The following is a 23375-nucleotide window of genomic DNA, read 5'->3' as shown; positions in this document are numbered from 1 at the left end:
CGGATCGTCCGCTCCCAGACCCCCAAGGACGATTAAGGAAACGCATTTGTGACATCACTCCTTCTGGAACCCCTACAACAGTACCCAGCGGAAGCCCTTTCCCCAACATTGGTTGCCCTGCAAGAGGCGCAAAAAATCTTGCCACCGCCTCATCCTGTCTGGCTGACTTCCACCAATGTCTGGCAACAGTTACGCTCTGGCGTCATTCCCCTGTGGCACGCGGCCTGCGATCGCTGGCAAGAGGTGCCCCCCAATGCGGCGGATTTCAAGGCACTGGCACTGAGGATGACCCATGAATTAACCCCTTTGGATGTGGGGGAGTTAGAAACAATTTTTGCTGCTTGTCATCACTTTTGGCAACAACAGGGGGGAGAACGTCATCTTGTTCTCACCACCTATCTTTGGCAGGAAGCGGTGGACTTACCTTGGGGGCTAGGCCGTGGAACCGTGTTACATCATCCCAGTCTACCCCTGGGTCATCAGGCGATCGAAGCGGCCTTTGCTGCCCTTGTCCAAGCCAAGAATCTCTATACCTATTGGCAGCAGGGATGGGATTTTTGTCACCTCAAAGTGGCGATTTTGCTTTACCCCTTGAGTACCATTGTTGCCTCAGGCTGGTGGACAGGGAGTGATCCAAGGTTGCCGGCGATCGCCAGCGGTGTGACGCTCCCCCATCACGGCATTCCTTTGCCCCCAAGGGGAATTGAGCTGACGCCCGCAGAGGAACAATACTTGCAGCAGGCCTGTCGCGGGTCGGCGTTCCATCTCTGGGTTTGGCATCGCAGTCAGACACAGGTTTGGTGGGGACAGTGTTTAGCAGAACCTCTGCCGCTGGCGCCCTTGCCGCAGACCGTGGAGCGCACCCTCATAGCTGAAGGGCTACCCGCTGCGCCGGGGCAGGCGATCGCCCCTGCCCTTGTGGTTACAGACCCCTGTGCTCCTACGGCTGTTGCTGGGCAGATCTTGGTGAGCAAAAGTATTCCACCCCACTGGTTGCCCCTCGTGAGTGCTGCGGTTGGTGTGATTTGTGAGCAGGGGGGCTTAACCAGTCATGGTGCCATTCTGGCGCGGGAATTGGGACGGCCAGCGGTGGTCGGTGTGGTAAATGCGACTCAGCAGATTAGTTCAGGAATGACGCTGTTTCTCGATGGTCATCGGGGGTCTATCTATCAACTGCCCCCAGAGCCATTGCCCGTGGTGGCGACCCCCTCGCCGCAAACGCCCTCACTCCCAACGGTCAAGCGGTTGCCGTTGCCGGTCATGGTAAATGTCAGTCAAGTCAGTGCCCTGCGGTTATTGCGATCGCTCCCCTGTGATGGCATTGGTCTATTGCGCTCAGAGTTGATGTTGTTGGCCTTTTTGGATCATCGCCATCCCTGTCATTGGTTGGAGCAGGGGGATGCTGAGCAGTTGCGCGATCGCTGGGTGCAGCACCTCTGTGAATTTATGCGGGCGATCGCCCCCCGTCCCCTCTTTTATCGCACATTGGATTTACGGCCAGCCGACTATCGCCAACTCTTGGGGGGACATCAGTTTGAACCGGCAACGGATTGGGGGCTGCGGGGAGTGAGTCGCTATCGCCATTGTCCAGAGCTGTTTCATTTGGAACTGTCAGCGCTGGCGATCGCCCACCGCTTAGAAACCTGCCCGCTGCGTATTATCCTTCCCTTTGTCCGCAGTGTCAGTGAGGTGGTCTATTGTCAAAAGGCTCTTGCCCAGCATGGTCTGACAGCCAAGGCGGGTGTGGAACTGTGGGTAATGGCGGAGGTGCCGGCCATTTTATTTTTACTGTCTGATCTGGCCAACCTTGGCGTTGCTGGCATTACGATTGGTACCAATGATCTGACGCAACTGCTGTTGGGCATTGATCGCGAAACAACACTACCGGAATTAAATGAAGACCATCCTGCCGTTAGGGGGGCGATCGCCCAATTGATTCAACAGGCCAAAGCCCATCACCTAGGATGCCATCTGTGTGGCGAAGCCCCCACTCGCTATCCCCATTGGCTGCCGTGGTTAATTGATTTGGGGATTGACGGCATTTCTGTGAGTCCTGAGGTTGTCACCCAAGTGTTGGATCAGTTTTAATCGTGAATAAAGTGGTGCTTCTTGATGCAAAATCATGCTTATCTACTGCACCCGCCCCCAGTGTTCCCATCCCCACAATGACCTGCCTGAACTAGAGGGGGATGTCTTGGTGGATACCATTAGCCAAAAGTACTGCGCCAACTGCGGCATGCCCTTGATTTTGCGGGGGCGCTATGTTGCCCAACAGCTGTTGGGACAGGGGGGCTTTGGTATTACTTACCTAGGGCGAGATTTGGATACGCCCGCCAAGCGCCAATGTGTGATTAAACAGCTCCAAGTTGAAACCTCAAATCCAGACCTCTTGCAAAAAGCAGAAAATTTATTCAAGCGAGAAGCGCGACTCCTAGAAACGTTGGGGGAACATCCCCAAATTCCTACCCTATTTGCCTTCTTTCAGGAGCGGGTGAGCAGCAGCACAGGCAAAGCAGAACAACACTATTTTTATCTGGTTCAAGAATTTATTGATGGCGATACGCTTGAGTGTGAACTTGCCTATCGCGGTTATTTGAGTGAAGAGGAAGTTCGTGAGGTCTTAAAGGATCTCCTACCTGTTTTGCAGTACATCCACGATCAAGGGGCTATTCATCGAGACATTAAGCCAGCAAACATCATTCGCCAATCGGCAAAGAACAGTAAATTTCCGGGGCAGCGTCGCCTTTACCTCATTGACTTTGGTGCAGTCAAGGAGATTTCCCGTGTTACCGAAGTTGCGAAGGGACATACAAAAATTTATACAGCGCATTATGCCGCACCAGAACAAGTCAGCGGTGAGCAGGTTTTTCCGAGTTCTGATCTGTACGCCCTAGCAGTGACCTGTATTGTCTTACTCACGGGCAAAGATCCCAAGGAATTGTTTGATAACTACCATCACACTTGGAATTGGCAAAAGTATGTCCAAATCACACCAACGTTTCGCGATGTTTTGGCAAAGATGCTGGCCGTTGCACCCAGCGATCGCTATCAATCCGCCAAGGAAGTCGAAGCTGCCCTAGCGGATGCAGAGACAGAAACAAAAAAAACGTTAGAGATGCAGGCGCTAGAAACACCACTGATTACTAAACTGGTTACTGAGGAGTCTCCACCACCTCGCTTAGCGCCGTCGGTCAACTGGCTGCTTGAGAAGTACAACAGTGGTTTGCAGAGTGATTGGTTAGAGCTGCAAAACTATGGAACACTGGTGCGTCCTTCAGGTTCTCAAAGCGAGGGTGCCATTTTTACTGAGTGTCCTGCTCATCCCAGCTATTTAGTGATCACAGATGTCAATCAACAGTCTTGGCTTGTTCCCTTGCATAGGGGAGACTTCGATGCTTACTTATTTCGGCGAACGTTACCCCAGCACCCCAGTGAAAAGTCAGGGCAATTGCTGAGGCCAGCACGGGTTGAACGGCAGGATCAACATTGGCGGATGATTGAGGCAGGCAGTATTGTCCATGAACCGGTTGTCACACCCCCACCCCTCTCTACCACGCCTACAGGACAACTCTTCTCTGGGACTCAATCAGTACCCACAGCTCAGTCATCATTCGCACCGTGGTTCATCCTCGGCTCACTTGTGATTGCCTTTGGGAGTATGTTTGCAGCGATGGCTGTAATTTTGCTGTCGAACCGCCTAGAACCCCGCCCTCCCTCGCTAGCCAATTCCCCTACTGAAGTCGCAGAAACTCCTGACCAATCGCCCCCTATTGAATCTCCGTTGCCAACCCCAGAAACTGTTTCTACGCCCCCACCCCCTGCAAGTGCTAGCGAACGCGTCCTGCTTGACCCGGAGCTGCTCCCTGATCCCAGCCTTTTTGTTGAAAATTACTATGCTCTGATTAACGCTGGCAATTACGAGGCAGCGTGGCATCAATTGACCAGCTCTTTCCAAAATGATGCCTCAGCACACCCCAACGGCTATGGTTCATACATCGATTGGTGGACTAAAGTGCAGTACGTTGATGTTTATAGTACTGAAGTTGTCGGTTTAACTTCAGATAGAGCCGTTGTTGATGCAAATCTTCACTACATAATGAACTCTGGTCAAGATTTTTATCAAACGTTACGCTTTACTTTAGTCAATGTTGGTGGCGAATGGCTAATTCAAGGAACCCAAGCTCTCTAGCGTGCTAGCGGGGGAGTCACTGGCTGATGCAGGATGGCACGGAGTTCAACTTGGCACTGCCGAGCAATCCCAAACTCAATCCCACGCAACAACCGACAGTGGAGGCACTGGCTCAGATTCTTGCCGATTACCGCGCCAAGGGCATTTCTAGTTTGACGTTATCGCAGGCTTTTCGTTAGAAGCCATAGTGTTCAATCGCTTCGAGAATCCCTTGGGCATAGTGACCTTGGGCAAAGTAAATATGGGGGCGATCGCGCAACTTTTCCAATTCCGGACTGTGATTGCCCACAACAACAGCAAGGGTATTCCCCGTCAGCATTTGCTCGTCATTGCCAGAGTCCCCAGCCACCAACAGTTTTTGCAGCGGATAGCCCCACTTGAGGGCAAGATAGCGCAGGGCATCGCCTTTAGAGGCACGCAGGGGCAAAATATCCAAGAACTGATTGTGGGAGAAAATTGGCCGACAATGGAGTTTCTGCTGTCGCAGTAAACGCAAGACCGGGGTAATGCTGGGGAGAACCGTGGTATCCACGTTGTAGCTAATTTTGTGGGAGCGTTGATTTTCTGGGGGTTGCAGCGTCAGGCCTGCCACATCGGCGAGGGTGTCTCTCACCCGTTGGGGTTCCCAGCGATAGCTAATGTGCTGCTGCCAACTGGTGTCGGGAACCAAGTGAGGGCCATAGTGAATTTCACTGCCCACGGACGTAATTAAAACATCGGGAATCGGCACGCCCCATTCATGGAGGATCTCTAGGGTAATTTCGAGATGACGCCCCGTTGCCACCCCAAAGCCCATTTCAGGACGGCGTTGCAGAAGCGTTAAGAGTCGCTCAAGGGCAGGGCGATCGCCAATCAAGGTATTGTCAATATCACTAATCAACAGGCGTTCGAGGGTGAGCAGGCGGTTCCGTGTCAGCGTCGTTGGCAGTTTATTACTCTGGTACTGAGCCGGTTGGCGTTGCACACTCAACACGGGCAAGACTGATTTTTCCGCCAGTTGAGCAAGGGCGTGCAGATACATCTCCACATGACTGCGCCAAGAGTAGTGGGCTTGTACCCCCTTCAGGCCATTGTCTGCCCAAGTCTGCCACTGGCTATCACTTTGAAAGGCTTGATGCAAGGCACTGCGAATGGCTTCTAGATCAAGGGCATCAAAGAGCAACCCATTGCGACAGTGGCGGAGAATCTCCTGCGGCCCGCCATCCGCTGTCGCCAAAATCGGTAATCCACAGGCAGCCGCTTCAATGAGCGTCAGGCCAAAGGGTTCAGTGAGGGCAGGATTGATAAAGACCCCCCGTTGCTGCGCGGCTAAACGGTAAAGATCGGGGACTTCATCACTGGTGTGGGTTTTCGGATAGGCGACTTTGCCATAGAGGTCATAGCGATCGACCAGCAAAAAGAGTTCGGTCAACACTTGGCGAGGGCTGGCCTCCATCTTGCTAATATCGGTGCGATTGCCGAGTACTAAGACCAGATTCGCTCGCTGCTGTAAAAAGGGATCAGTGCCATAGACATTGAGCAACGCAGCCACGTTCTTGCGCGGTACTGGCCGGGAGAGGCAAAAGATAAAGGGCTTTTCCGGTTCCACTAAAAAGCGACGCAATTCCTTGCGAAAGGGTAAATCGGCAGGGACAGGCCCTGGATAGAAACGGCGGGTATCTACCCCCGGCGGAATGACGGCCATCCGTGCCGGATCGTATTGATCGTAGAGGCGATACTGCTCTTCGACCTCCTGATGGGTACTGGCAATAATGAGTGCGGCACTGGCAAGGGTTTGCTCCTCGGCTTCAATGCGAGTCGTAAAGTGAAACTGCTCCTCAATGGCATCGGGCTTACTACCCTGGGCAAGGAGTCGCTGTCGCTTGACCCGGCCGAGGGAATGCCCAGTGTGCACAAGGGGAACCCCCAACCAACCGGCAACACGGCAGCCCACATAACCAGCATCGGCATAGTGACTGTGGATCACATCGGGCATGCGGCCACTTTGGCGCAGATGGCGCAACAGTTCATCGGCAAATACGTCTAAATAAGGCCAAAGCACTTCCTTGCGCAAATAGCGGCGAGGACCACAGGCTAGGCGGACAATGCGGGCGCGATCGCCAATTCGCTCAATGGGCTGGGCATAGTCGGGGCTGACCTTGGCATCGGGAATCAGACGAGTGACCAAATCCACCTGCGCCACCCGGGGATGGGCTGCAAGGGTTTTTGCCAGTTCGACCACATAGCGCGTTTGTCCTCCCGTATCGGCATCTCGTCCTAGTTCAAGGCGATCGCCCCGAATCAAACCATGAATACTGATGAGGACAATGTATAATCCCTCTTGCATAGCCGCTCCCTGACTTGGTGCACGACAACCCAATTGGGGGTCATCCTCACCCTACCGAAAAACATGAGCATTGTCCAAAAACCCATGGCGGCAATCCCCCCAGCAATTCATCTCAAAGAGGTCTCCTTTGGCTGGTCGCCAGAGGTTTTCGTGCTGGATCGGGTGTCCCTAGAAATCCCGCGGGGGCAACTATGGATGCTCCTCGGCCGCAATGGCAGTGGTAAGTCAACGCTGGTGCGTATTTTGGGAGGTCTCTTGCAGCCCCAAAGCGGTGAAGTCTATGTGGAGCAACCCCTTGGCTTTGTCTTCCAGAACCCCGATCACCAACTGGTGATGCCCAGTGTCGGTGCGGATATTGCCTTTAGTCTCAATGGTGAATCCCTCAACTATTGGCAGGTGCGCGAGCGCGTCAGTGCCGCCCTACAAGCTGTGAATTTACAGGGGCTAGAACGCCGTCCCATCTATGCCCTCAGTGGCGGCCAAAAACAGCGGGTAGCCATTGCCGGGGCGATCGCTCGCCATTGTCGGGTGCTATTGCTCGATGAACCCACGGCACTCCTTGACCCCGATAGCCAGCGGGAACTCCTAGGCTACGTGCGCCAACTGGTCAACAGCCAAGGGATCACCGCACTGTGGGTCACCCACCGTCTCGATGAACTGGCGCAAGCGGACGGTGCCATTGTTCTGGATCGTGGCAAAGTGATTGGCCAAGGGGCACCCAGCGACATGATGCCTCTGCTGCACGCTTGAAAAGCCAACCATTCCTGCACCGAAAGGGATCTCTCAAACCGCTGGCACTCCTCTTGGGCTGCTATGATCAAGGACTAGAGATATAGAATGCTTGCATACGAATTCACCTGTAGGATTGAATTATTGCATTAGGAGCGATCGCCATGACTGAAACGCCTCAAACCCCACCCCCCGAAGAACCCACAGCCAAAGCTAGCCGTCCCGCCCGTCGCAGCAACCCGCCCGCCAAAGAAAATAGCGGTCAAATGGTTTCCCTTGCCGAAAAAACGGCTCTTGCCCCCGCAGGCACAACCACAGCCAGCGACATCGTGGTATGGCAAACCTTTAATAGTGCCGGCTTACGTCCCATTGAAGCCAGTCCCGTGCAAGTGGTGCACATGATCAAAGATGCCGGCGAGCGTCCGGTGCTCAGCAGTGGCCTGCAAATCTACGACAGCATCAACTCCGCCGGTATTCGCCCCATCGTGGCCACCAATTTCCGCGTGGTTGAAACCCTGAACATCATGGGGGTGCGCCCCGTGGCAGCGGATGACTTTGAAATTGTCGAAACAGTGAATTGGATGGGCATTCGTCCGATTACCACCAGTGGGCTGCACATTGCTGAAACCTATTATTCCGCTGGGGAACGGCCTGTGGCTTCTAATATCATTGATGATTCACCCGTCCTCATGGGCTATCTGGACTAGGGGCATAGTGTTGATCATTCAACCCTTTAGGTGGGGGAATGGCAGTCTGAATGGCCATTGATCCTTATCGGCACCTGCTGCGGCCACTTCTTTTTTCTGGGTTGCAGGCGGATCCAGAATTTCTGCACCAGCAGTTTATCTCCCTCTGTGGGTGGCTTAATCAGGATCGTGCCCTGAGCACTTGGCTGCGGCAGCAACTTCAGCAACGCTATGCCCTTTCAGATCCCCGTTTAGAGCGGCAAATGTGGGGACTACGCTTTCCCAATCCCATTGGTTTGGCGGCAGGGTTTGATAAGAATGGCGTCGCCCGCAGTGTCTGGTCGGCCTTTGGCTTTGGCTTTGCGGAGTTGGGCACCGTCACTTGGCAGCCACAACCGGGAAATCCGCGTCCGCGCCTCTTTCGCCTAACAGCCGATCGCGCGGCGATTAATCGCATGGGGTTTAATAATGCCGGCGCAGAGGCCATGGCCGCCCTTTTGGAGCGATCGCCCCCGCCAACGATTCCCATCGGTATCAATTTGGGCAAGTCAAAAATCACCCCTTTGGAAGCTGCAAAAGAGGATTACTTAGCCAGTTTTCGCCGCCTGTATCCCCTTGGCGATTATTTCGTGATTAATGTGAGTTCTCCCAACACACCGGGGTTACGGGATCTGCAAGCCAAGGAACAACTAGAACCCATTTTGGAGACGCTACAAACCGCCAATCACCCCCGCAAGCCCCTGCTTCTGAAAATTGCCCCCGATTTGAGTTGGGAGCAGATTGCGGCAATTCTTGATCTGATTCAAACCTATGAACTCGCCGGCATTGTGGCCACCAATACCACCGTGGCACGGGAGGGGCTAAAAACCCAGATGATTCCGCAGACGGGACGATCGCCGGCGGACGAGGCGGGAGGTCTCAGTGGTGCCCCTTTGCGCGATCGCGCTACCGCCGTGATTCGCTTTATCCACAAAGAGACCCAAGGCACTCTGCCGATTATTGGGGTGGGGGGGATTTTCACGCCAGAGGATGTAATCGAAAAACTAGCAGCCGGTGCAACACTGGTGCAACTCTACACCGGTTGGATTTACCAAGGACCGAGCCTATTGCGAGAGCTACTCCAAGGACTCTTAGCCCACGCCACCGATCAAGAGAAGCCAGAGAAATAGCGTCTGTGCCCTTGTCAAGGGGAGCATTCTAACTGTTAACTTTTCTATAGTATTGTCTCTATATTTTACGAAAGTATAAAAATATGACCGTTTCGCCCGAACAGATTGACCGCATTGTTTCCAACCAGCACCACGATCCCTTTGAAATTTTGGGATGTCACCAGATCAGTGAGAATGGCCAATCCATGTGGGCGGTACGCGCCTATTTACCCAATGCCGAACGGGTGAGTGTCCTCTGTCCAGAGCAGCGGCAAGAATATCCGATGACGCCAGTGCACCACCCCCACTTTTTTGAATGCCGCATTCCTCTGCCGGAACTGAATAATTATCAACTGAAAATTTATGAAAATGGCCACGAGCGGGTGATCTACGATCCCTATGCCTTCCGCTCCTCAAAGCTGACGGATTTTGATATTCATCTCTTTGCCGAGGGCAATCACCACCGCATCTATGAAAAACTCGGGGCACACCTGCTCACAGTCGATGGCGTTGCAGGGGTGTATTTTGCCGTCTGGGCACCCAATGCCCGCAATGTCTCTGTCATTGGCAACTTTAACCACTGGGATGGCCGCAAACACCAAATGGCACGGCGCGGCAATGGCATCTGGGAACTCTTTATCCCCGGCTTGGGTGTGGGCGAGCACTATAAGTACGAAATTAAGAACCAAGACGGCCACATCTACGAAAAATCAGATCCCTACGGCTTTTACCAAGAACCGCGTCCCAAGACCGCCTCTATTGTCACCGACCTCAACAGCTACGAATGGGGCGATAACGACTGGCTAGAAAAACGGCGCCACACCGACCCCCTGACGCAGCCGATTTCCGTCTTTGAGGTGCATTTAGGATCGTGGCTCCACGCCTCAATGGAAGACCCCCCTATTGGTGCTGATGGCCAACCCCAAGAACCCGTACAGGTGGCAGAACTCAAGCCCTGGGCACGCTTTCTCACCTATCGCGAATTGGCGGCCAAACTCATTCCCTACGTCAAGGAATTGGGCTACACCCACATTGAACTCTTGCCCGTTGCTGAGCATCCCTTCGATGGCTCTTGGGGTTATCAAGTCACTGGCTACTACGCCCCCACCTCTCGCCATGGCAGTCCCCAGGACTTTATGTATTTCGTGGATCAGTGCCACCAAAACGGTATTGGTGTGATTGTGGATTGGGTACCGGGGCACTTTCCCAAGGATGGCCACGGCCTCGCCTTCTTTGATGGCACCCACCTCTACGAACACGCGGATCCGCGCAAGGGCGAACACAAGGAATGGGGCACCCTTGTCTTTAACTATGGTCGCCACGAAGTGCGCAATTTTCTGGTGGCCAATGCTCTCTTTTGGTTTGACAAGTACCACATTGACGGTATTCGCGTGGATGCCGTGGCCTCGATGCTCTATCTTGACTATGCCCGCAAGGAGGGTGAGTGGGTACCCAATGAATACGGCGGACGGGAAAATTTAGAGGCGGCCAACTTCCTGCGCCAAGTCAACCATGTGATCTTTAGCTACTTTCCGGGAATTCTCTCGATCGCGGAGGAGTCAACGGCCTGGCCGATGGTCTCTTGGCCAACCTACATGGGGGGATTGGGCTTCAACCTGAAGTGGAATATGGGTTGGATGCACGATATTCTGGACTACTTCAGCATGGATCCGTGGTTCCGCCAGTTCCACCAAAACAATGTCACCTTCAGTATGTGGTATCACCACAGCGAGAACTTCATGCTGGCGCTCTCCCATGATGAGGTGGTGCACGGCAAGAGTCACATCATTGGCAAAATGCCGGGCGATCGCTGGCAGAAATTCGCCAATCTGCGCTGTTTATTTGCCTACATGTTCACTCACCCCGGCAAGAAAACAATGTTCATGGGGATGGAGTTTGCCCAATGGAGCGAGTGGAATGTCTGGAGCGATTTAGAGTGGCACCTGCTGCAATACGAACCCCACCAGCAAACCAAACGCTTCTTTGAGGATCTCAATCGCCTCTACCGTTCACAACCTGCCCTCTACACCCAAGATTTCAAACAGGAGGGCTTTGAGTGGATTGACTGTAGCGATAACCGCCATAGCGTTGTGTCCTTTATCCGCTGGGATAAGGACTACCAAGATTTTGTGGTTGTCGTCTGTAACTTTACACCACAGCCCCACAGCCACTACCGCATTGGCGTGCCGGAGCATGGCTTCTATAGTGAATTGTTTAACAGTGATGCCCGCGAGTATGGCGGTAGCAACATGGGTAACTTGGGCGGTAAATGGGCGGATGAGTGGCCTTACCACAACCGCCGCTACTCCCTTGATCTCTGCTTGCCCCCCTTGGCAGTGCTGATCTTGAAACTGGATCGCGAGAAAACAGCCGCTGAGCGGGCACGCTATAACCTCACACCCTAACCTTCAGGGAGGAGCTGGCCGGCCTGGACTTGCCAGAGGCCGTAATAGACGCCCTGCTGCGCCAAGAGTGCTTCGTGTGTCCCCTGTTCAACAATGTCGCCCTGCTCTAGAACGTAAATGCAGTCGGCGTGGCGAATCGTCGAGAGGCGGTGGGCAATGGCAATGGTGGTGCGATGGGCGGTAATGTGGGCTAGCGATCGCTGGATGGCGGCTTCGGTTTCGTTATCCACGGCGGAGGTGGCTTCATCGAGCACTAGAATCGGTGGATCTTTGAGCAGGGCGCGGGCGATCGCCAGCCGCTGCCGCTGACCGCCGGAGAGTTTTTGCCCCCGTTCGCCGACCACCGTGTCGTAACCTTGGGGCAGTTGCTCGATAAAGTCATGGGCTTCCGCCAATTTTGCAGCATGCACAACGTCTGCTAGGGTGGCCTGGGGGCTGCCATAGGCAATGTTCTCAAAGACGGTGCCATGGAAGAGAAAGACATCCTGACTCACCCAACCAATGGCACGGCGCAAGTCCCGCAGCCGATACTCGCGAATATCCACCCCATCAATGAGAATGCGCCCTTCTTGCACCTCATAGAACCGCAGTAACAATTTCACAAGGGTACTTTTGCCGGATCCCGTGGAGCCGACAATGGCGATCGTCTGACCTGCAGGCACGTGCAAGCTGACATTTTTTAGCACCGGCGCCCGACCCGCGTAGGCAAAGCTAACGCATTCAAAGCGCACCTCTCCTTTGACATGGCGCGGATCAAGGGGGCGATCGCCCGTACAAATCGCGATCGGCGTTTCCAGCAAATTCAGCACCCGCTGCGTTGAGGCCATGGCTCGCTGATACTGATCCAGTGTTTCCCCCAAACGGGTCAAGGGCCAGAGCAACCGTTGAATCAGATAGACCATCGTGCTGTAGGCGCCCACATCCAAGCGCCCCTGAAAAGCGGCAAAGCCACCCAGCACCAACGTTCCCGTAAAGCCAAAGAGGATCACAAAGCGAATCAGGGGAATATAGGCAGCACTGAGGCGAATGGCGCGGCGATTACTCTGTTGGTAGGCTTCACTATCCCAGCGCAGGCGCTCCAATTCGTAAGCCTCGGCAGTAAAGCTCTTGATCGTTTGAATACCTGAGATATTGTTAGCCAAGCGTTCGTTGAGGCGTCCCGCCTTTTCCCGCACATCGGCATAACGAGGGGCGAGTCGCCGCTGAAAGATGACGGATCCCCAGAGAATAAAGGGCATCGGCAGCATCCCCCAGATCGCCACATTGGGCGCCAAATAAAAGAAAATCCCACCAATCACTAAGACGGTGGTTGTGACTTGCAACACCTCGTTGGCACCGCCATCCAAAAAGCGCTCGAGTTGGTTAATGTCATCATTGAGAATCGAGAGCAACACCCCACTGCTGCGCTCCTCAAAAAACGCCAAATCCATCTCTTGGACATGGGCATAGGTCTCAAGGCGCAGGTCGTGTTGAATCTGCTGGGCTAGGTTGCGCCAACTGCGGGCATAGGCATACTCAAAGAGGGATTCCAAGCTCCAGATCACAAATGATAGGCCGGCCAAGGCCAACAGTTGCTGCTCAAAGGTCACCAGCCCCCAGCGGGCGAAGAGGGAATCCTGCCGCTTCACCACCAGATCCACAGCAATCCCAATCAGAACGGGGGGAGCGAGATCAAAAATTTTATTGAGGATAGAGTAGAGGGAGGCAAGCCCCACTTGGCGTTGGTAGCGTTGGCTGTGGTGCAGCAGTCGTAAAAACGGATGCAAGGCTTCTTGGCCTCCCCAAAGTGCAGGATGATCGCGGGCAAGCAAATCACTCGCCTAATTCTTAAGATAGGCTAAAGAATTGCCCCCTTGGGGAACAACGCCGCCAACGCTACTGCCTACCTCTTAAACGGATGCTTTTCCTGCCTCCTGAATCGGTACCCACTCCGTATGGAAGGTTCCCGGTTTATCGATCCGCTCGTAGGTATGGGCACCAAAGAAATCCCGCTGTGCTTGGGTGAGATTTTGCGGCAGGCGATCGCGCCGATAGCTATCGAAGTACTCCAAGGACGCGCCAAAGGCGGGCACAGCAATCCCAGCACGGGTCGCCTCCACCAACACCTCCCGCCACGCCGCCTGTTTATCGAGGATGGTTTGCCGAAACTCCGGCGCCAGCAGCAGATTGGCCAGTTGGGGATTTTCGCTGTAGGCCTGCTTGATCTTATTCAGGAAGCCAGCGCGAATAATGCAGCCCCCTTTCCAGATGCGGGCAATCTCGCCAAGGTTTAGTTGATTATCAAAGAGTTCTTGGGAGCCTTTGGCAATCAGCGCCATCCCTTGGGCATAGGAGCAAATCTTTGAGCAGTAGAGGGCATCGCGAATTTTGTCAATGAATTCTTGCCTATTGCCGCTAAAGTGAGCCGCAGGGCCGGGGAGGACTTGGGCAGCCGCCATCCGTTCGGCTTTGATGGAGGACATGATGCGGGCATTCACGGCAGCGGTAATCGTTGGAATGGCCACCCCCATTTCAAGGGCACTTTCCACCGTCCAGCGACCGGTTCCCTTTTGACCTGCCGCATCCACAATCACATCCACAAGGGGCAAATGGGTTTCTGGGTCAATATAGGTGAAAATCTGGCTAGTAATTTCAATCAAAAATGAGTTGAGTTCGGGGGTCTCATTCCAACTTTTGAAAACCTCATGAAGTTGCTGGTGATTGAGGCCAAGGAGGTTTTTCAGCAGGTCATAGGCCTCGGCAATGAGTTGCATATCGCCATACTCAATACCGTTGTGCACCATCTTGACAAAGTGCCCCGATCCCCCCGGCCCAATGTAGGTGACACAGGGGCCATCATCCACTTGCGCTGCAATTTTGGTGAGAATGGGTTCGAGGGCTTGATAGGCCTCCCGACTGCCACCGGGCATGAGACTCGGACCATTGAGGGCACCTTCTTCACCGCCACTGACGCCCATGCCAAAGAAGCACAGCCCTACTGCCTCCATTTCAGCAACGCGGCGTTCGGTATCCGTGTAGAGGGAGTTGCCCCCATCAATGAGAATGTCGCCCGGTTCAAGGAGTGGCTTGAGTTGCTGGATCAGGTCATCCACGGGTTTGCCGGCTTTGACCATCGCCAAAATGCGGCGGGGACGCGACAGCGACGCCACAAATTCCTCAAGACGATAGGTGGCCTTGAAGCGACGGCCGGCGGCTCGTTCGGCCATGAAAGCTTCAGTGCGGGCGGGGGTGCGATTATAAACCGCCACGGAGAATCCATTTCGCTCCACATTGAGGGCAAGGTTTTCCCCCATGACAGCGAGGCCAATGACGCCAAAATCTTGCTGTGACATACATCCGTCCTGCAATGGCAAGGATCACTTCCACCATAGCGGCAAGCTCAGCCAGAGGAATGGAAGAAGACGTTAAGGTTCACTAGCGGTTGATGTCCCGCAGCAGACAGCGCAGGTTGTCCCACGTGCTCAGGTAGATCAGGTTATCAATTTGCCAGCGATCGCTCCCTTGGCGCAGGAGTACTTTTATCGGCACAGGCGTTCCCGATCGCCCCCGTAGACCTACCATAACCTCAATATCCACTTCCGCCACTTGGGGATGATTGGGCGATCGCCGCACGTTGCGCACTTTCACCCCTTGAGTACTCACTTGGGTAAAGGAAAAGGGATCAAAGTCTAGCCAAGCGCCATCCCGTGGCTGTTTGCGAAAGGCTTGCATCAACTGCTGGTATAGATCGGGCGTAAACGCTGCTCGCTGCTGAGAGAACCGTTGGCGGCCTTGATCTTGGTTTCGCACCCACCACTGATAAAATTGGCTCACCACTGTTTCTGGTGCTGAGCTGGCGATCGCCCCCGTCTCGATGACAAGGGCAAGACTAACGCCGAGGGGCAACCACCACTGCATCGGCTAGGCCAAACCCACCAGTTTTTCGCTCAACTCCCACAGGCGGCGCGCTTTTTGCTCATCACTGCCCTCTGCCGAGAGTTCTTGGACAAAGGCTTTGCGGCCCTCTTTTTGGCGGTTACCCCAACTCCAGTGCACCCCCGACTGGCAAAACTCTGGGTCGGCCACCACCATTGCGACGCGCTCACCCGCTAGTTCTTGACTGACATAGCCCCCCGTGATGTTTTTCTGGAAGAGGGGGAAGAGCTTCTGGAAGAGGGGAAAGTGGTTGCGAAAGAGGGGGGTGTCCGCCACACAGCCCGGATACAAGGAGCTAAAGACAATCCCCGTCGAATCATGGAAGCGGCGATGTAGTTCCCGCACCGTGAGCATATTGCAGAGCTTGCTGTCTTTATAGGCCTTGCCCGACTTGAAGGGCTTGCCGTTAATCATGGCGATGGGTTTCTTGAAGCCCTTCTCAAAGCCTTCGAGGTTACCCAAATCGGGGGGAGCAGGAATGGGAATTTTGCCGCCGAGTTCTTTGCGGTTGGCCGTCACCGTGCCGAGAATCACCAAGCGCTTATCGCTTTCGGGAGACTTCTTCAAATCATCGAGGAGGAGGTTGGCCAAAAGAAAGTGCCCCAAATGGTTGGTGGCCACACTGATTTCATAGCCATCCACACTGTAGATCGGTTCCTTGAGCAGGGGATAATAGACAGCGGCATTGCAGACAAGGGCACGCAAGGGGCGATTCAATGCCCGAAATGACTCCACAAAGCCGCGCACACTGGCCAACGAGGACAAGTCCAAATGCAAAATCGTGTAGGCCTGCGGCGGAATCTGCAAGTCTTTGGCGGCTTGCTCTGCTTTTTCAAGATTGCGGCAGGCCATAACAACGTGCCAGCCCCGATTAGCTAAGGCTTTGGTGGCATACAATCCGACTCCAGAGGATGCACCCGTAATAATGACCGTTGGGCGTGGCTGATCACTCATAGGTTCTGTGGCATACCTGCGGTAACGTCGCTATTGATCCTGCCATAGAAGCGATCGCCCCCTAGGCGCACCCCTAGGGATCATTTACAGTTACTTAATAAATAGACTCGATAGTTAATCAAGTTTTGTATCTAGCTCGCCTCTCCCCTATTTTCAGGATTAACCCGACTCTATGACTATCTCCCAACCCCTGCCGCCGTGGCTGCGCAAACCCCTTGGCAAAGCCAGTGAGATCTCCACCGTGCAACGGTTGGTGCGCCAGTATCGGATTCACACCATCTGTGAAGAGGGGCGCTGTCCCAATCGCGGTGAATGCTATGCCCAAAAAACCGCCACTTTTTTACTCTTGGGTGCCACCTGTACCCGTGCCTGCGCCTTTTGCCAAGTGGAGAAAGGTCACGCTCCTGCTGCCGTTGATCCAGAGGAACCGACAAAAATTGCGGCTGCTGTGGCTACCTTGGGATTGCGCTATGTGGTTTTAACCTCTGTGGCTCGCGATGACTTACCCGATCAGGGGGCGGGTCAATTTGTTGCGACCATGCACGCGATTCGCCAACGCTGTCCCGGCACGGAAATTGAAGTCCTTACCCCCGACTTTCGTATGGATCGGGGACGCTTGAGCCAACGGGACTGCATTGCCCAAATTGTGGCGGCACAGCCTGCCTGCTACAACCACAACCTCGAAACTGTACGCCGCTTGCAAGGCCCGGTGCGACGGGGTGCCACCTATGAGAGTTCACTGCGGGTCTTGGCCACGGTTAAGGAACTGAATCCCCACCTTCCCACCAAGTCGGGCTTGATGTTGGGCTTGGGAGAAACCGAAGCAGAGGTGATTCAAACTCTAAAAGATTTGCGAGCCGTGGGGTGCGATCGCCTGACCTTGGGACAATACCTGCCCCCCTCGTTGAGTCATTTGCCTGTGGTCAAGTATTGGACACCTGAAGAATTTAACACCTTGGGCAAGATTGCCCGCGAACTCGGCTTTTCCCATGTGCGATCGGGGCCTCTTGTACGTAGCTCCTACCATGCAGCAGATGCCGCGCCAACCCAAGAAGCGTGATGGGTACTTCATTCAATCAGGAAAGTATTTGCCCCTTGTGGTGACCATTGCCGCACCGCGATCGCGAATCAACGCCTTGGCTGACCGCTCAACGCGATAGCCAAAAAACAGAGGGCGAATCTCCTCGTTGGCCTCTACTTGAGACACAAGATCCAAAAAACGCTCCACCTCAGATTCGGTGATATTGCTTTTGACTTCCCCCAACACTAGAATCGGCTCTCCATGAACTTGACCCCGGATGACCAAGTCAAACTCATCACTGCCGTTGCGTAGGGGTAGGGCATCCCGCTCACAAAATTCGATTTCCATGCCCCAGCGATGTTCTAGGATTTCGGGCACCACTTCCAGAGCAAGGTCTTCTAGGGACCCACCGAGAGCTTCACTGAGGCCGCCCACTTGGCGTGCAAGTTGTTTGACGGCTCGTTCAGTGCGCTTTTGCGCTTCAGCCAGTTCTGCAACAGCAACAGCTAGCTGATCCACTCGTTCTTCAGTGCGTTTTTGGGCTTGGGCGAGTTCTTCAACCCGTTCTTCAGTGCGTTTTTGGGCTTGGGCGAGTTCTTCAACTCGTTCTTCAGTGCGTTTTTGGGCTTGAGCTAATTCGCCTACGATGGACTTCAGCTCATTGAAGTCTCTTGCTTTCACCAAATCGTTGTAGGCTTCATGGATGACTTCTGCAAGCAGATGCGCTTGTTCGGGAGGAAACGCCGCCCGCAGCTTTTCTTCAAGGACAGAGGTCATTGCATCTATGAAGTCTTGGCTGTACTTTCTATTGTACCGACCAAGCAGAACTTCTCTGGTTGCCACCCCCTCTATCAGAAAGGCTCCTTGTGTGCAGCTCGTACCACGCCAGCCAGACGGATGAAATTCCAGTGTCAACAAATCAAAACAAAGTATTTGACAAATCAAAGGGGAAGCACTTAGAATCTATCAGAACTTGCATAATCGGCTTGCAACACATTTAAGCCATATTGTGTAAGCTAAGTACTAGGGGACAGCAGAATGAATTGATCGCTCTGCCGAACCCAGACGCTCGTGAGTGAGGAGTAACATCGTGAAAAAGACGTACCTGTTAGCAGGTAGCTTGAGCCTACTGGGTGTGGTCGCAGGGGCTAACATTGCTACCGCGAATGAACCCGCCAACTTCGAAAACCTAATTGCTGCTGAACCACAAAATCTCCAAGTTTCTGAAGCACTGCCTGCCCCCAACACCATTGCAGACGCTTCGAGCACGATTACCTCTGTCAATCAGCTTCTGGCCAACGAAGAATCCATGGGGCAGGTGACCTCTGTCTCGCAGCTGTCTGACGTGCGTCCCACCGACTGGGCCTACCAAGCCCTCGCCTCCTTGGTTGAAAAGTATGGCTGTATCGCGGGTTATCCTGATGGCACCTTCCGTGGCAACCGTGCCGCCACCCGTTATGAAATGGCAGCAGCATTGAACGCCTGCCTCGATGTGATTAGCGATCGCTTTGCCACCAAAGAAGACCTCGCCACTCTTCAGAGACTCATGGATGAGTTCGCTGCCGAACTCGCCACCCTGCGCGGTCGTGTGGACAACCTCGAAGCCCGCACCGCTGCCCTTGAAGCCACTCAGTTCTCGACAACGACCAAGCTTACGGGTACGGCGGTGATGTCGGTGCAGTACGGTGGTCGCCAAAGTAGTAATAGCATTTTGGGCTCCGTGCGTCCTGGTCCCGATCCTGCCAACCCAGGTAACAATATTCCTCTTGGCGGCGGTAACTTTATTTCACTCGCCTCCGGACGTCCAAATCCGACAGTTATTTCTGCCGTTCTGCTGAACCTGAATACCAGCTTTACCGGCACTGACTTGCTGCAAACCACCCTGTCTACGGGCAATGGCGGTCGCGATGCCATTAGCACCTATGGTCTGGGTTTGCAAATAAACTCGACCCTCGGAGCTGGCAATACATTTAATAATGCACTGGGGCCGCTTCCCTACTTTAGCCCCAGCCAGTACTACTGGTCGAACTTTGGTCCGAATGTGGAGCTATACCGCCTAGCCTATACGTTTAAGCCCACCCAAGATATCACCATTACTGCAGGGACACGGTTCTATCCGAGCGACATCATTGACACCAATAGCTGGGCGAACTCTCCTACCAGTGACTTTGGCACTTACTTCTTCCTCAATAACCCCTTCATTGTGCCCTACGCCATGAACTACCTAGGGGGTGCAGGGGTTGCTATCCAGTGGAACCCCAATGAAGGTCCTTTTACCGTGCGGGCATTGTATCTTGCGGCAGAGCCAGGACGAGCTAATTCTGGCATTGCCCCTCCAAGTCCGGGGGGTGGGTTTGCGGGTGATCCCTACCAAGCTTCCTTGGAGTTGGAGTATGCCAACACCTTTGGCAATGGTCGCAACAGTTATGTGGTGAAGCTTCAAGGTACCTACTCCAAAACCTATGGCATTGAGGCGCAAGCGGGGGGCATCAACTTTGAGCTCAATCTGGGTCGCTTGGGCATCTTTGGCCGTGCAGGGGTAGCAGGGATTCCCAATGGCTACTTCCCCAATGTTTCGCCCCTACCGTTTTCTATTTTTGGTGCCCCTGCCGCTGGCATGATGGCCTATAACTTTATGGCGGGTATTGGCTACAAAGACTTGCTGGTGCCAGGTTCAGTACTGGCGGCAGCGGCGGGTGCGCCGTTTATCAACAGTGCACCTAGTCTTGGTGTCATTAACAATGCCAATCAGGTCAACATTGAGGCCTTTTACAAATTCCCCATCAGTGACAACATCAGCATCACGCCTATCTTCACAGCGATTATCAACCCCAACAATACCAATGGGGGTGGGGTTATTTCTGGTCAGCCGATTCTGCAAGGCGTGATTCGGACTACGTTCACGTTCTAGAGCGGGTGAATTTGCCCTCACCCTAGATCCCTCTCCCCTGTGGAGGGGGATTTTTTTACGGGAAGTATTTACCGCGGGTGGTGACCATTACCGCACCGCGATCGCGAATCAACGCTTTAGCTGCACGCTCAACGCGATAGCCAAAAAAGAGGGGACGAATCTCCTCGGGCGCTTCCACCTGAGCCACAAGATTCAAAAATCGCTCTACCTCTGATTCGGTGATGTTGCTTTTTACTTCCCCGAGTACCAAGATTGGTCGCCCTGCCACCTGACCCCGAATCACTAAATCAAATTCATACTCCCCATTGCGCAGGGGGAGGGTGTCGCGGTCACAGAACTCAATTTCCATGCCCCAGCGATATTCCAGAATCTCTGGCACCACCTCAAGGGCGAGGTCTTCCAGCGACCCACCCAAGGCTTCACTGAGTCCACCCACTTGGCGTGCGAGTTGTTTGACCGCTCTCTCGGTGCGCTCTTGGGCTGCCGCCAGTTGATCCATTCGTTCCTCTGTTCGTTTCTGAGCTGCCGCCAGTTCTTCTACCCGTTCTTCCGTCCGTTTCTGCGCTTGAGCCAGTTCTGCAACGGTGACAGTCAGTTGATCCACCCGTTCTTCCGTCCGCTTCTGGGCTTGCGCCAGATCCGCGACAATCGCCTTTAGTTCGTTAAAGTCTTTGGCCTTCACCAAGTCGTCATAGGCCTCGCGAATTACTTCCGCCAGTAGGTGCGCCTGTTCTGGCGAGAACGCTGTCCGTAGTTTTTCTTCGAGTGCAGAGGTCATTGCTAGTGCTGATTAGCCATATTCCCATTCTAGGGAAAGTACTTGCCGCGTGTGGTGACCATTACCGCATCGCGATCGCGAATCAACGCCTTGGCTGCACGCTCAACGCGATAGCCAAAGAAGAGGGGGCGAATCTCCTCGGGCGCTTCCACTTGAGCCACAAGATTCAAAAATCGCTCCACCTCTGATTCGGTGATGTTACTTTTCACTTCCCCGAGTACCAATACTGGTCGCCCTGCCACCTGACCCCGAATCACTAAATCAAATTCATACTCCCCATTGCGCAGGGGGAGGGTGTCGCGGTCACAGAACTCAATTTCCATGCCCCAGCGATATTCCAGAATCTCGGGCACCACCTCAAGGGCGAGGTCTTCCAGCGACCCACCCAAGGCTTCACTAAGGCCGCCCACTTGGCGTGCGAGTTGTTTCACTGCTCTCTCGGTGCGCTCTTGGGCTGCCGCCAGTTGATCCACTCGTTCCTCTGTTCGTTTCTGAGCTGCCGCCAGTTCTTCGAGCCGTTCTTCCGTCCGCTTCTGGGCTGCCGCGAGTTCTTCAACTCGTTCCTCTGTTCGTTTCTGAGCTGCCGCGAGTTCTTCGAGCCGTTCTTCCGTGCGCTTCTGGGCTTGAGACAGATCGGCCACAATTACTTTCAGTTCATTGAAGTCTTTGGCCTTCACCAAGTCGTCATAGGCCTCGCGAATTACTTCCGCCAGTAGGTGCGCCTGTTCTGGCGAGAACGCCGTCCGTAGCTTTTCTTCAAGTGCAGAGGTCATAGATAATTATGGTTCAGAGAGGAGAGGAATCATTATTTTTGAGACAACGGATCTGCTTTACTATCCTTTGTGAAGGTCATTAACTTTTCTGAAGTTTTCTTTCATTTTTTCGCCGATACCGCTTAATATAATCAACACACCAGTATTCTGAAGCACATCTCTCACTTTAAGGAGAGGAAAACATCTCAATTGGTTTTATTGTCAAATATCGCTGGCTGCTGCCGGAGTAGGACGAAACTTCGGTGGGGGTAGCAGCTTGGAGGTTAATATGATGACATCAGATCGCGGTTTTAGTGGCGGGGGAACACCACAGTTTACAGAAACGCTTCAGCCGGAACGATTACTCCAGCAACTCAGCACTTCAGGAGGCACAGGTTGCTTCAGGGTGAGCGTTCAAGGGCAGCAGTGGTTTCTCTACTTTGATCAGGGAAGTATTGTCTATGCTACCCACACGATTGAACCGGGCGATCGCTTTGAGCGCCATTTGCGGCAACTGAGCTGGGACGTCTCCGCCTTGGATCGCGAGTTACGTGTCCAAGTCCGACAGCAATGGGAACAGGCCAACACCCCCACCCCGATCTATGAATATGAGAGTCTGCGCTGGTTGCTTACTCAAGACATCATTACCCCAGAGCACTTTAGCCATCTAGTCGAGGGGCTAATCGTTGAAGTCCTAGAGTCGTTTTTATATCTCAAGAGCGGTCACCATCAACTTGTGCCCTATGTTGAAGTGCCAATTGTCAGCCGCTTTGACGCCACCCGACTGATTCAGCAGTGCAAATCCCGAATTCAGCAGTGGCTCAGCCTTGGCCACAAAATTGTCTCGCCTTTTCAGCGCCCCTACTTCTTTAGTGGTGCGCAAGTCAATTTAACCCCAGAGCAGCAGCAACGCTTGGGGTCGATGTTGCGGGGGTTTAGCTTCCGCCACTTGGCCGTGCTCATGAACCAAAATGAAATTGCCTTGGTGCGTAGCCTCTTACCCTTGATTGATAAAGGAGCCGTAGTCGTTCGTGAGCCGCAACATCCCTTTGATTTGCTGCCCAGTTTTGATGCCAGTTTGTGGCAGGAAACCACGCCTACCGTTACAGAGGAGAGTGGCGATTTGGGCAGTGGCTTTTTTACCTCAAAAGTGCCAAACCGTACCTATCGGATCATCTGCATTGACGATAGTCCGACCATGCTCAATGAAATTAAGCGGTTTTTGGCGGATGATGCCTTTGAAGTCATTGCCCTCAATGATTCTGTAAAAGCCCTGATGGAGGTGATGCGCCTCAATCCAGATCTGATCCTGCTGGACGTGGGGATGCCCAACATTGATGGTTATAAGTTTTGTAAAGTCATTCGCAACCATGAACGCTTTAAGTCAGTGCCGATCATTATGGTCACGGGTAACACGGGTCTCGTTGACCGCGCTAAAGCCCGCCTCGTGGGAGCGACGGACTATATGACCAAGCCCTTTACCCAAGCGGAACTCTTAAAAATGGTGTTTCAGTACTTGACGTAGTACAGGCAACCTGTGGGCAGTATATTGACAGTAATC

General features: G+C 53.7%; 18 protein-coding genes. 10 read left to right on the top strand and 8 right to left on the bottom strand.

All coding sequences use genetic code 11. The features are described from left to right. Positions 1-48 precede the first annotated feature (48 nt). Genes RHH81_RS12855 through RHH81_RS12845 form a run of 3 tightly spaced genes read left to right on the top strand, consistent with a single transcriptional unit; the run spans position 49 to position 4368 of the window. The gene (locus RHH81_RS12855; RefSeq protein ID WP_310743153.1) at positions 49-2088 is read left to right on the top strand and encodes a putative PEP-binding protein; all 2040 of its coding nucleotides are present in this window, start codon (positions 49-51) and stop codon (positions 2086-2088) included. Between the two features lie 34 nt (positions 2089-2122). After that, positions 2123-4189 carry a protein kinase domain-containing protein gene (locus tag RHH81_RS12850; RefSeq protein ID WP_310743152.1) on the top strand — a complete coding sequence of 689 codons (2067 nt, stop codon included), beginning with the start codon at positions 2123-2125 and terminating at the stop codon, positions 4187-4189. Between the two features lie 26 nt (positions 4190-4215). Further along, positions 4216-4368 (top strand): hypothetical protein, encoded by a 153-nt coding sequence (locus RHH81_RS12845; protein ID WP_310743151.1) that lies wholly within the window; start codon positions 4216-4218, stop codon positions 4366-4368. On the opposite strand, the gene RHH81_RS12840 is transcribed toward RHH81_RS12845, so the two are convergent. After that, positions 4365-6515: an HAD-IIB family hydrolase gene (locus RHH81_RS12840; RefSeq protein ID WP_310743150.1), complete on the bottom strand. Its 2151-nt coding sequence runs from the start codon at positions 6513-6515 to the stop codon at positions 4365-4367. The genes RHH81_RS12845 and RHH81_RS12840 overlap by 4 nt on opposite strands. A 63-nt stretch (positions 6516-6578) precedes the next feature. Here RHH81_RS12840 and RHH81_RS12835 point away from each other — a divergent pair, with 63 nt between their 5' ends. The 4 genes from RHH81_RS12835 (at position 6579) to glgB (ending at position 11483) form a co-directional block, all read left to right on the top strand. Continuing rightward, on the top strand, positions 6579-7265 hold the full coding sequence (locus tag RHH81_RS12835) for an energy-coupling factor ABC transporter ATP-binding protein (RefSeq protein WP_206201712.1): 687 nt from the start codon (positions 6579-6581) through the stop codon (positions 7263-7265). 143 nt (positions 7266-7408) lie between these two features. Further along, positions 7409-7951, top strand: coding sequence for a hypothetical protein (locus RHH81_RS12830; RefSeq protein WP_225901596.1), 543 nt, complete (start codon positions 7409-7411; stop codon positions 7949-7951). A gap of 56 nt (positions 7952-8007) precedes the next feature. Beyond that, positions 8008-9099, top strand: coding sequence for a quinone-dependent dihydroorotate dehydrogenase (locus RHH81_RS12825; protein WP_315862935.1), 1092 nt, complete (start codon positions 8008-8010; stop codon positions 9097-9099). Between the two features lie 83 nt (positions 9100-9182). Next, the gene (gene glgB, locus RHH81_RS12820; protein ID WP_302676882.1) at positions 9183-11483 is read left to right on the top strand and encodes a 1,4-alpha-glucan branching enzyme; all 2301 of its coding nucleotides are present in this window, start codon (positions 9183-9185) and stop codon (positions 11481-11483) included. On the opposite strand, the gene RHH81_RS12815 is transcribed toward glgB, so the two are convergent. From RHH81_RS12815 to RHH81_RS12800, 4 genes are all read right to left on the bottom strand, one after another. Further along, positions 11480-13249 carry an ABC transporter ATP-binding protein gene (locus RHH81_RS12815; RefSeq protein WP_310743149.1) on the bottom strand — a complete coding sequence of 590 codons (1770 nt, stop codon included), beginning with the start codon at positions 13247-13249 and terminating at the stop codon, positions 11480-11482. The two genes, glgB and RHH81_RS12815, sit on opposite strands and share 4 nt — an antisense overlap. A 123-nt stretch (positions 13250-13372) precedes the next feature. Continuing rightward, a complete protein-coding gene (gene gndA / locus RHH81_RS12810) occupies positions 13373-14815 on the bottom strand; it encodes an NADP-dependent phosphogluconate dehydrogenase (RefSeq protein WP_310743148.1) in 1443 nt (480 codons plus the stop codon). A gap of 82 nt (positions 14816-14897) precedes the next feature. Next, positions 14898-15380 carry a DUF3828 domain-containing protein gene (locus tag RHH81_RS12805; RefSeq protein ID WP_302678494.1) on the bottom strand — a complete coding sequence of 161 codons (483 nt, stop codon included), beginning with the start codon at positions 15378-15380 and terminating at the stop codon, positions 14898-14900. 3 nt (positions 15381-15383) lie between these two features. Continuing rightward, entirely contained in the window at positions 15384-16352 is a 969-nt protein-coding gene (locus RHH81_RS12800) for a protochlorophyllide reductase (RefSeq protein ID WP_206200500.1), read from the bottom strand. 172 nt (positions 16353-16524) lie between these two features. Between RHH81_RS12800 and lipA the strand changes: the two genes are divergently transcribed. Further along, positions 16525-17412, top strand: coding sequence for a lipoyl synthase (gene lipA, locus RHH81_RS12795; protein ID WP_310743147.1), 888 nt, complete (start codon positions 16525-16527; stop codon positions 17410-17412). A gap of 12 nt (positions 17413-17424) precedes the next feature. On the opposite strand, the gene RHH81_RS12790 is transcribed toward lipA, so the two are convergent. Next, complete coding sequence (locus RHH81_RS12790) at positions 17425-18150, bottom strand: hypothetical protein (protein WP_310743146.1); 726 nt, start codon at positions 18148-18150, stop codon at positions 17425-17427. A gap of 313 nt (positions 18151-18463) precedes the next feature. On the opposite strand from RHH81_RS12790, the gene RHH81_RS12785 reads away from it, so the two are divergent. After that, on the top strand, positions 18464-20284 hold the full coding sequence (locus RHH81_RS12785; RefSeq protein ID WP_310743145.1) for an iron uptake porin: 1821 nt from the start codon (positions 18464-18466) through the stop codon (positions 20282-20284). A gap of 55 nt (positions 20285-20339) precedes the next feature. Here RHH81_RS12785 and RHH81_RS12780 read toward each other — a convergent pair whose 3' ends face one another. Further along, positions 20340-21062 carry a hypothetical protein gene (locus RHH81_RS12780; protein ID WP_310743144.1) on the bottom strand — a complete coding sequence of 241 codons (723 nt, stop codon included), beginning with the start codon at positions 21060-21062 and terminating at the stop codon, positions 20340-20342. A 29-nt stretch (positions 21063-21091) separates the two neighbouring features. Further along, entirely contained in the window at positions 21092-21835 is a 744-nt protein-coding gene (locus RHH81_RS12775; protein WP_310743143.1) for a hypothetical protein, read from the bottom strand. 268 nt (positions 21836-22103) lie between these two features. Between RHH81_RS12775 and RHH81_RS12770 the strand changes: the two genes are divergently transcribed. Further along, a complete protein-coding gene (locus RHH81_RS12770) occupies positions 22104-23339 on the top strand; it encodes a response regulator (RefSeq protein ID WP_310743142.1) in 1236 nt (411 codons plus the stop codon). The last annotated feature ends 36 nt before the right edge of the window (positions 23340-23375 follow it).

The organism is Thermosynechococcus sp. PKX95 (assembly GCF_031583295.1).
GTDB lineage: Bacteria > Cyanobacteriota > Cyanobacteriia > Thermosynechococcales > Thermosynechococcaceae > Thermosynechococcus.
The sequence above is the reverse complement of the archived record's forward strand: the minus strand, read 5'-3'. Positions and strand labels throughout refer to the sequence as shown.

Coding starts and splice junctions, on each gene's coding strand:
- RHH81_RS12850 (WP_310743152.1), top strand. CDS start 2,123: ATGCTTATCTACTGCACCCGCCCCCAGTGTTCCCATCCCCACAATGAC.
- RHH81_RS12845 (WP_310743151.1), top strand. CDS start 4,216: ATGCAGGATGGCACGGAGTTCAACTTGGCACTGCCGAGCAATCCCAAA.
- RHH81_RS12840 (WP_310743150.1), bottom strand. CDS start 6,515: ATGCAAGAGGGATTATACATTGTCCTCATCAGTATTCATGGTTTGATT.
- RHH81_RS12835 (WP_206201712.1), top strand. CDS start 6,579: ATGAGCATTGTCCAAAAACCCATGGCGGCAATCCCCCCAGCAATTCAT.
- RHH81_RS12830 (WP_225901596.1), top strand. CDS start 7,409: ATGACTGAAACGCCTCAAACCCCACCCCCCGAAGAACCCACAGCCAAA.
- glgB (WP_302676882.1), top strand. CDS start 9,183: ATGACCGTTTCGCCCGAACAGATTGACCGCATTGTTTCCAACCAGCAC.
- gndA (WP_310743148.1), bottom strand. CDS start 14,815: ATGTCACAGCAAGATTTTGGCGTCATTGGCCTCGCTGTCATGGGGGAA.
- RHH81_RS12805 (WP_302678494.1), bottom strand. CDS start 15,380: ATGCAGTGGTGGTTGCCCCTCGGCGTTAGTCTTGCCCTTGTCATCGAG.
- RHH81_RS12800 (WP_206200500.1), bottom strand. CDS start 16,352: ATGAGTGATCAGCCACGCCCAACGGTCATTATTACGGGTGCATCCTCT.
- lipA (WP_310743147.1), top strand. CDS start 16,525: ATGACTATCTCCCAACCCCTGCCGCCGTGGCTGCGCAAACCCCTTGGC.
- RHH81_RS12790 (WP_310743146.1), bottom strand. CDS start 18,150: ATGACCTCTGTCCTTGAAGAAAAGCTGCGGGCGGCGTTTCCTCCCGAA.
- RHH81_RS12780 (WP_310743144.1), bottom strand. CDS start 21,062: ATGACCTCTGCACTCGAAGAAAAACTACGGACAGCGTTCTCGCCAGAA.
- RHH81_RS12775 (WP_310743143.1), bottom strand. CDS start 21,835: ATGACCTCTGCACTTGAAGAAAAGCTACGGACGGCGTTCTCGCCAGAA.
- RHH81_RS12770 (WP_310743142.1), top strand. CDS start 22,104: ATGATGACATCAGATCGCGGTTTTAGTGGCGGGGGAACACCACAGTTT.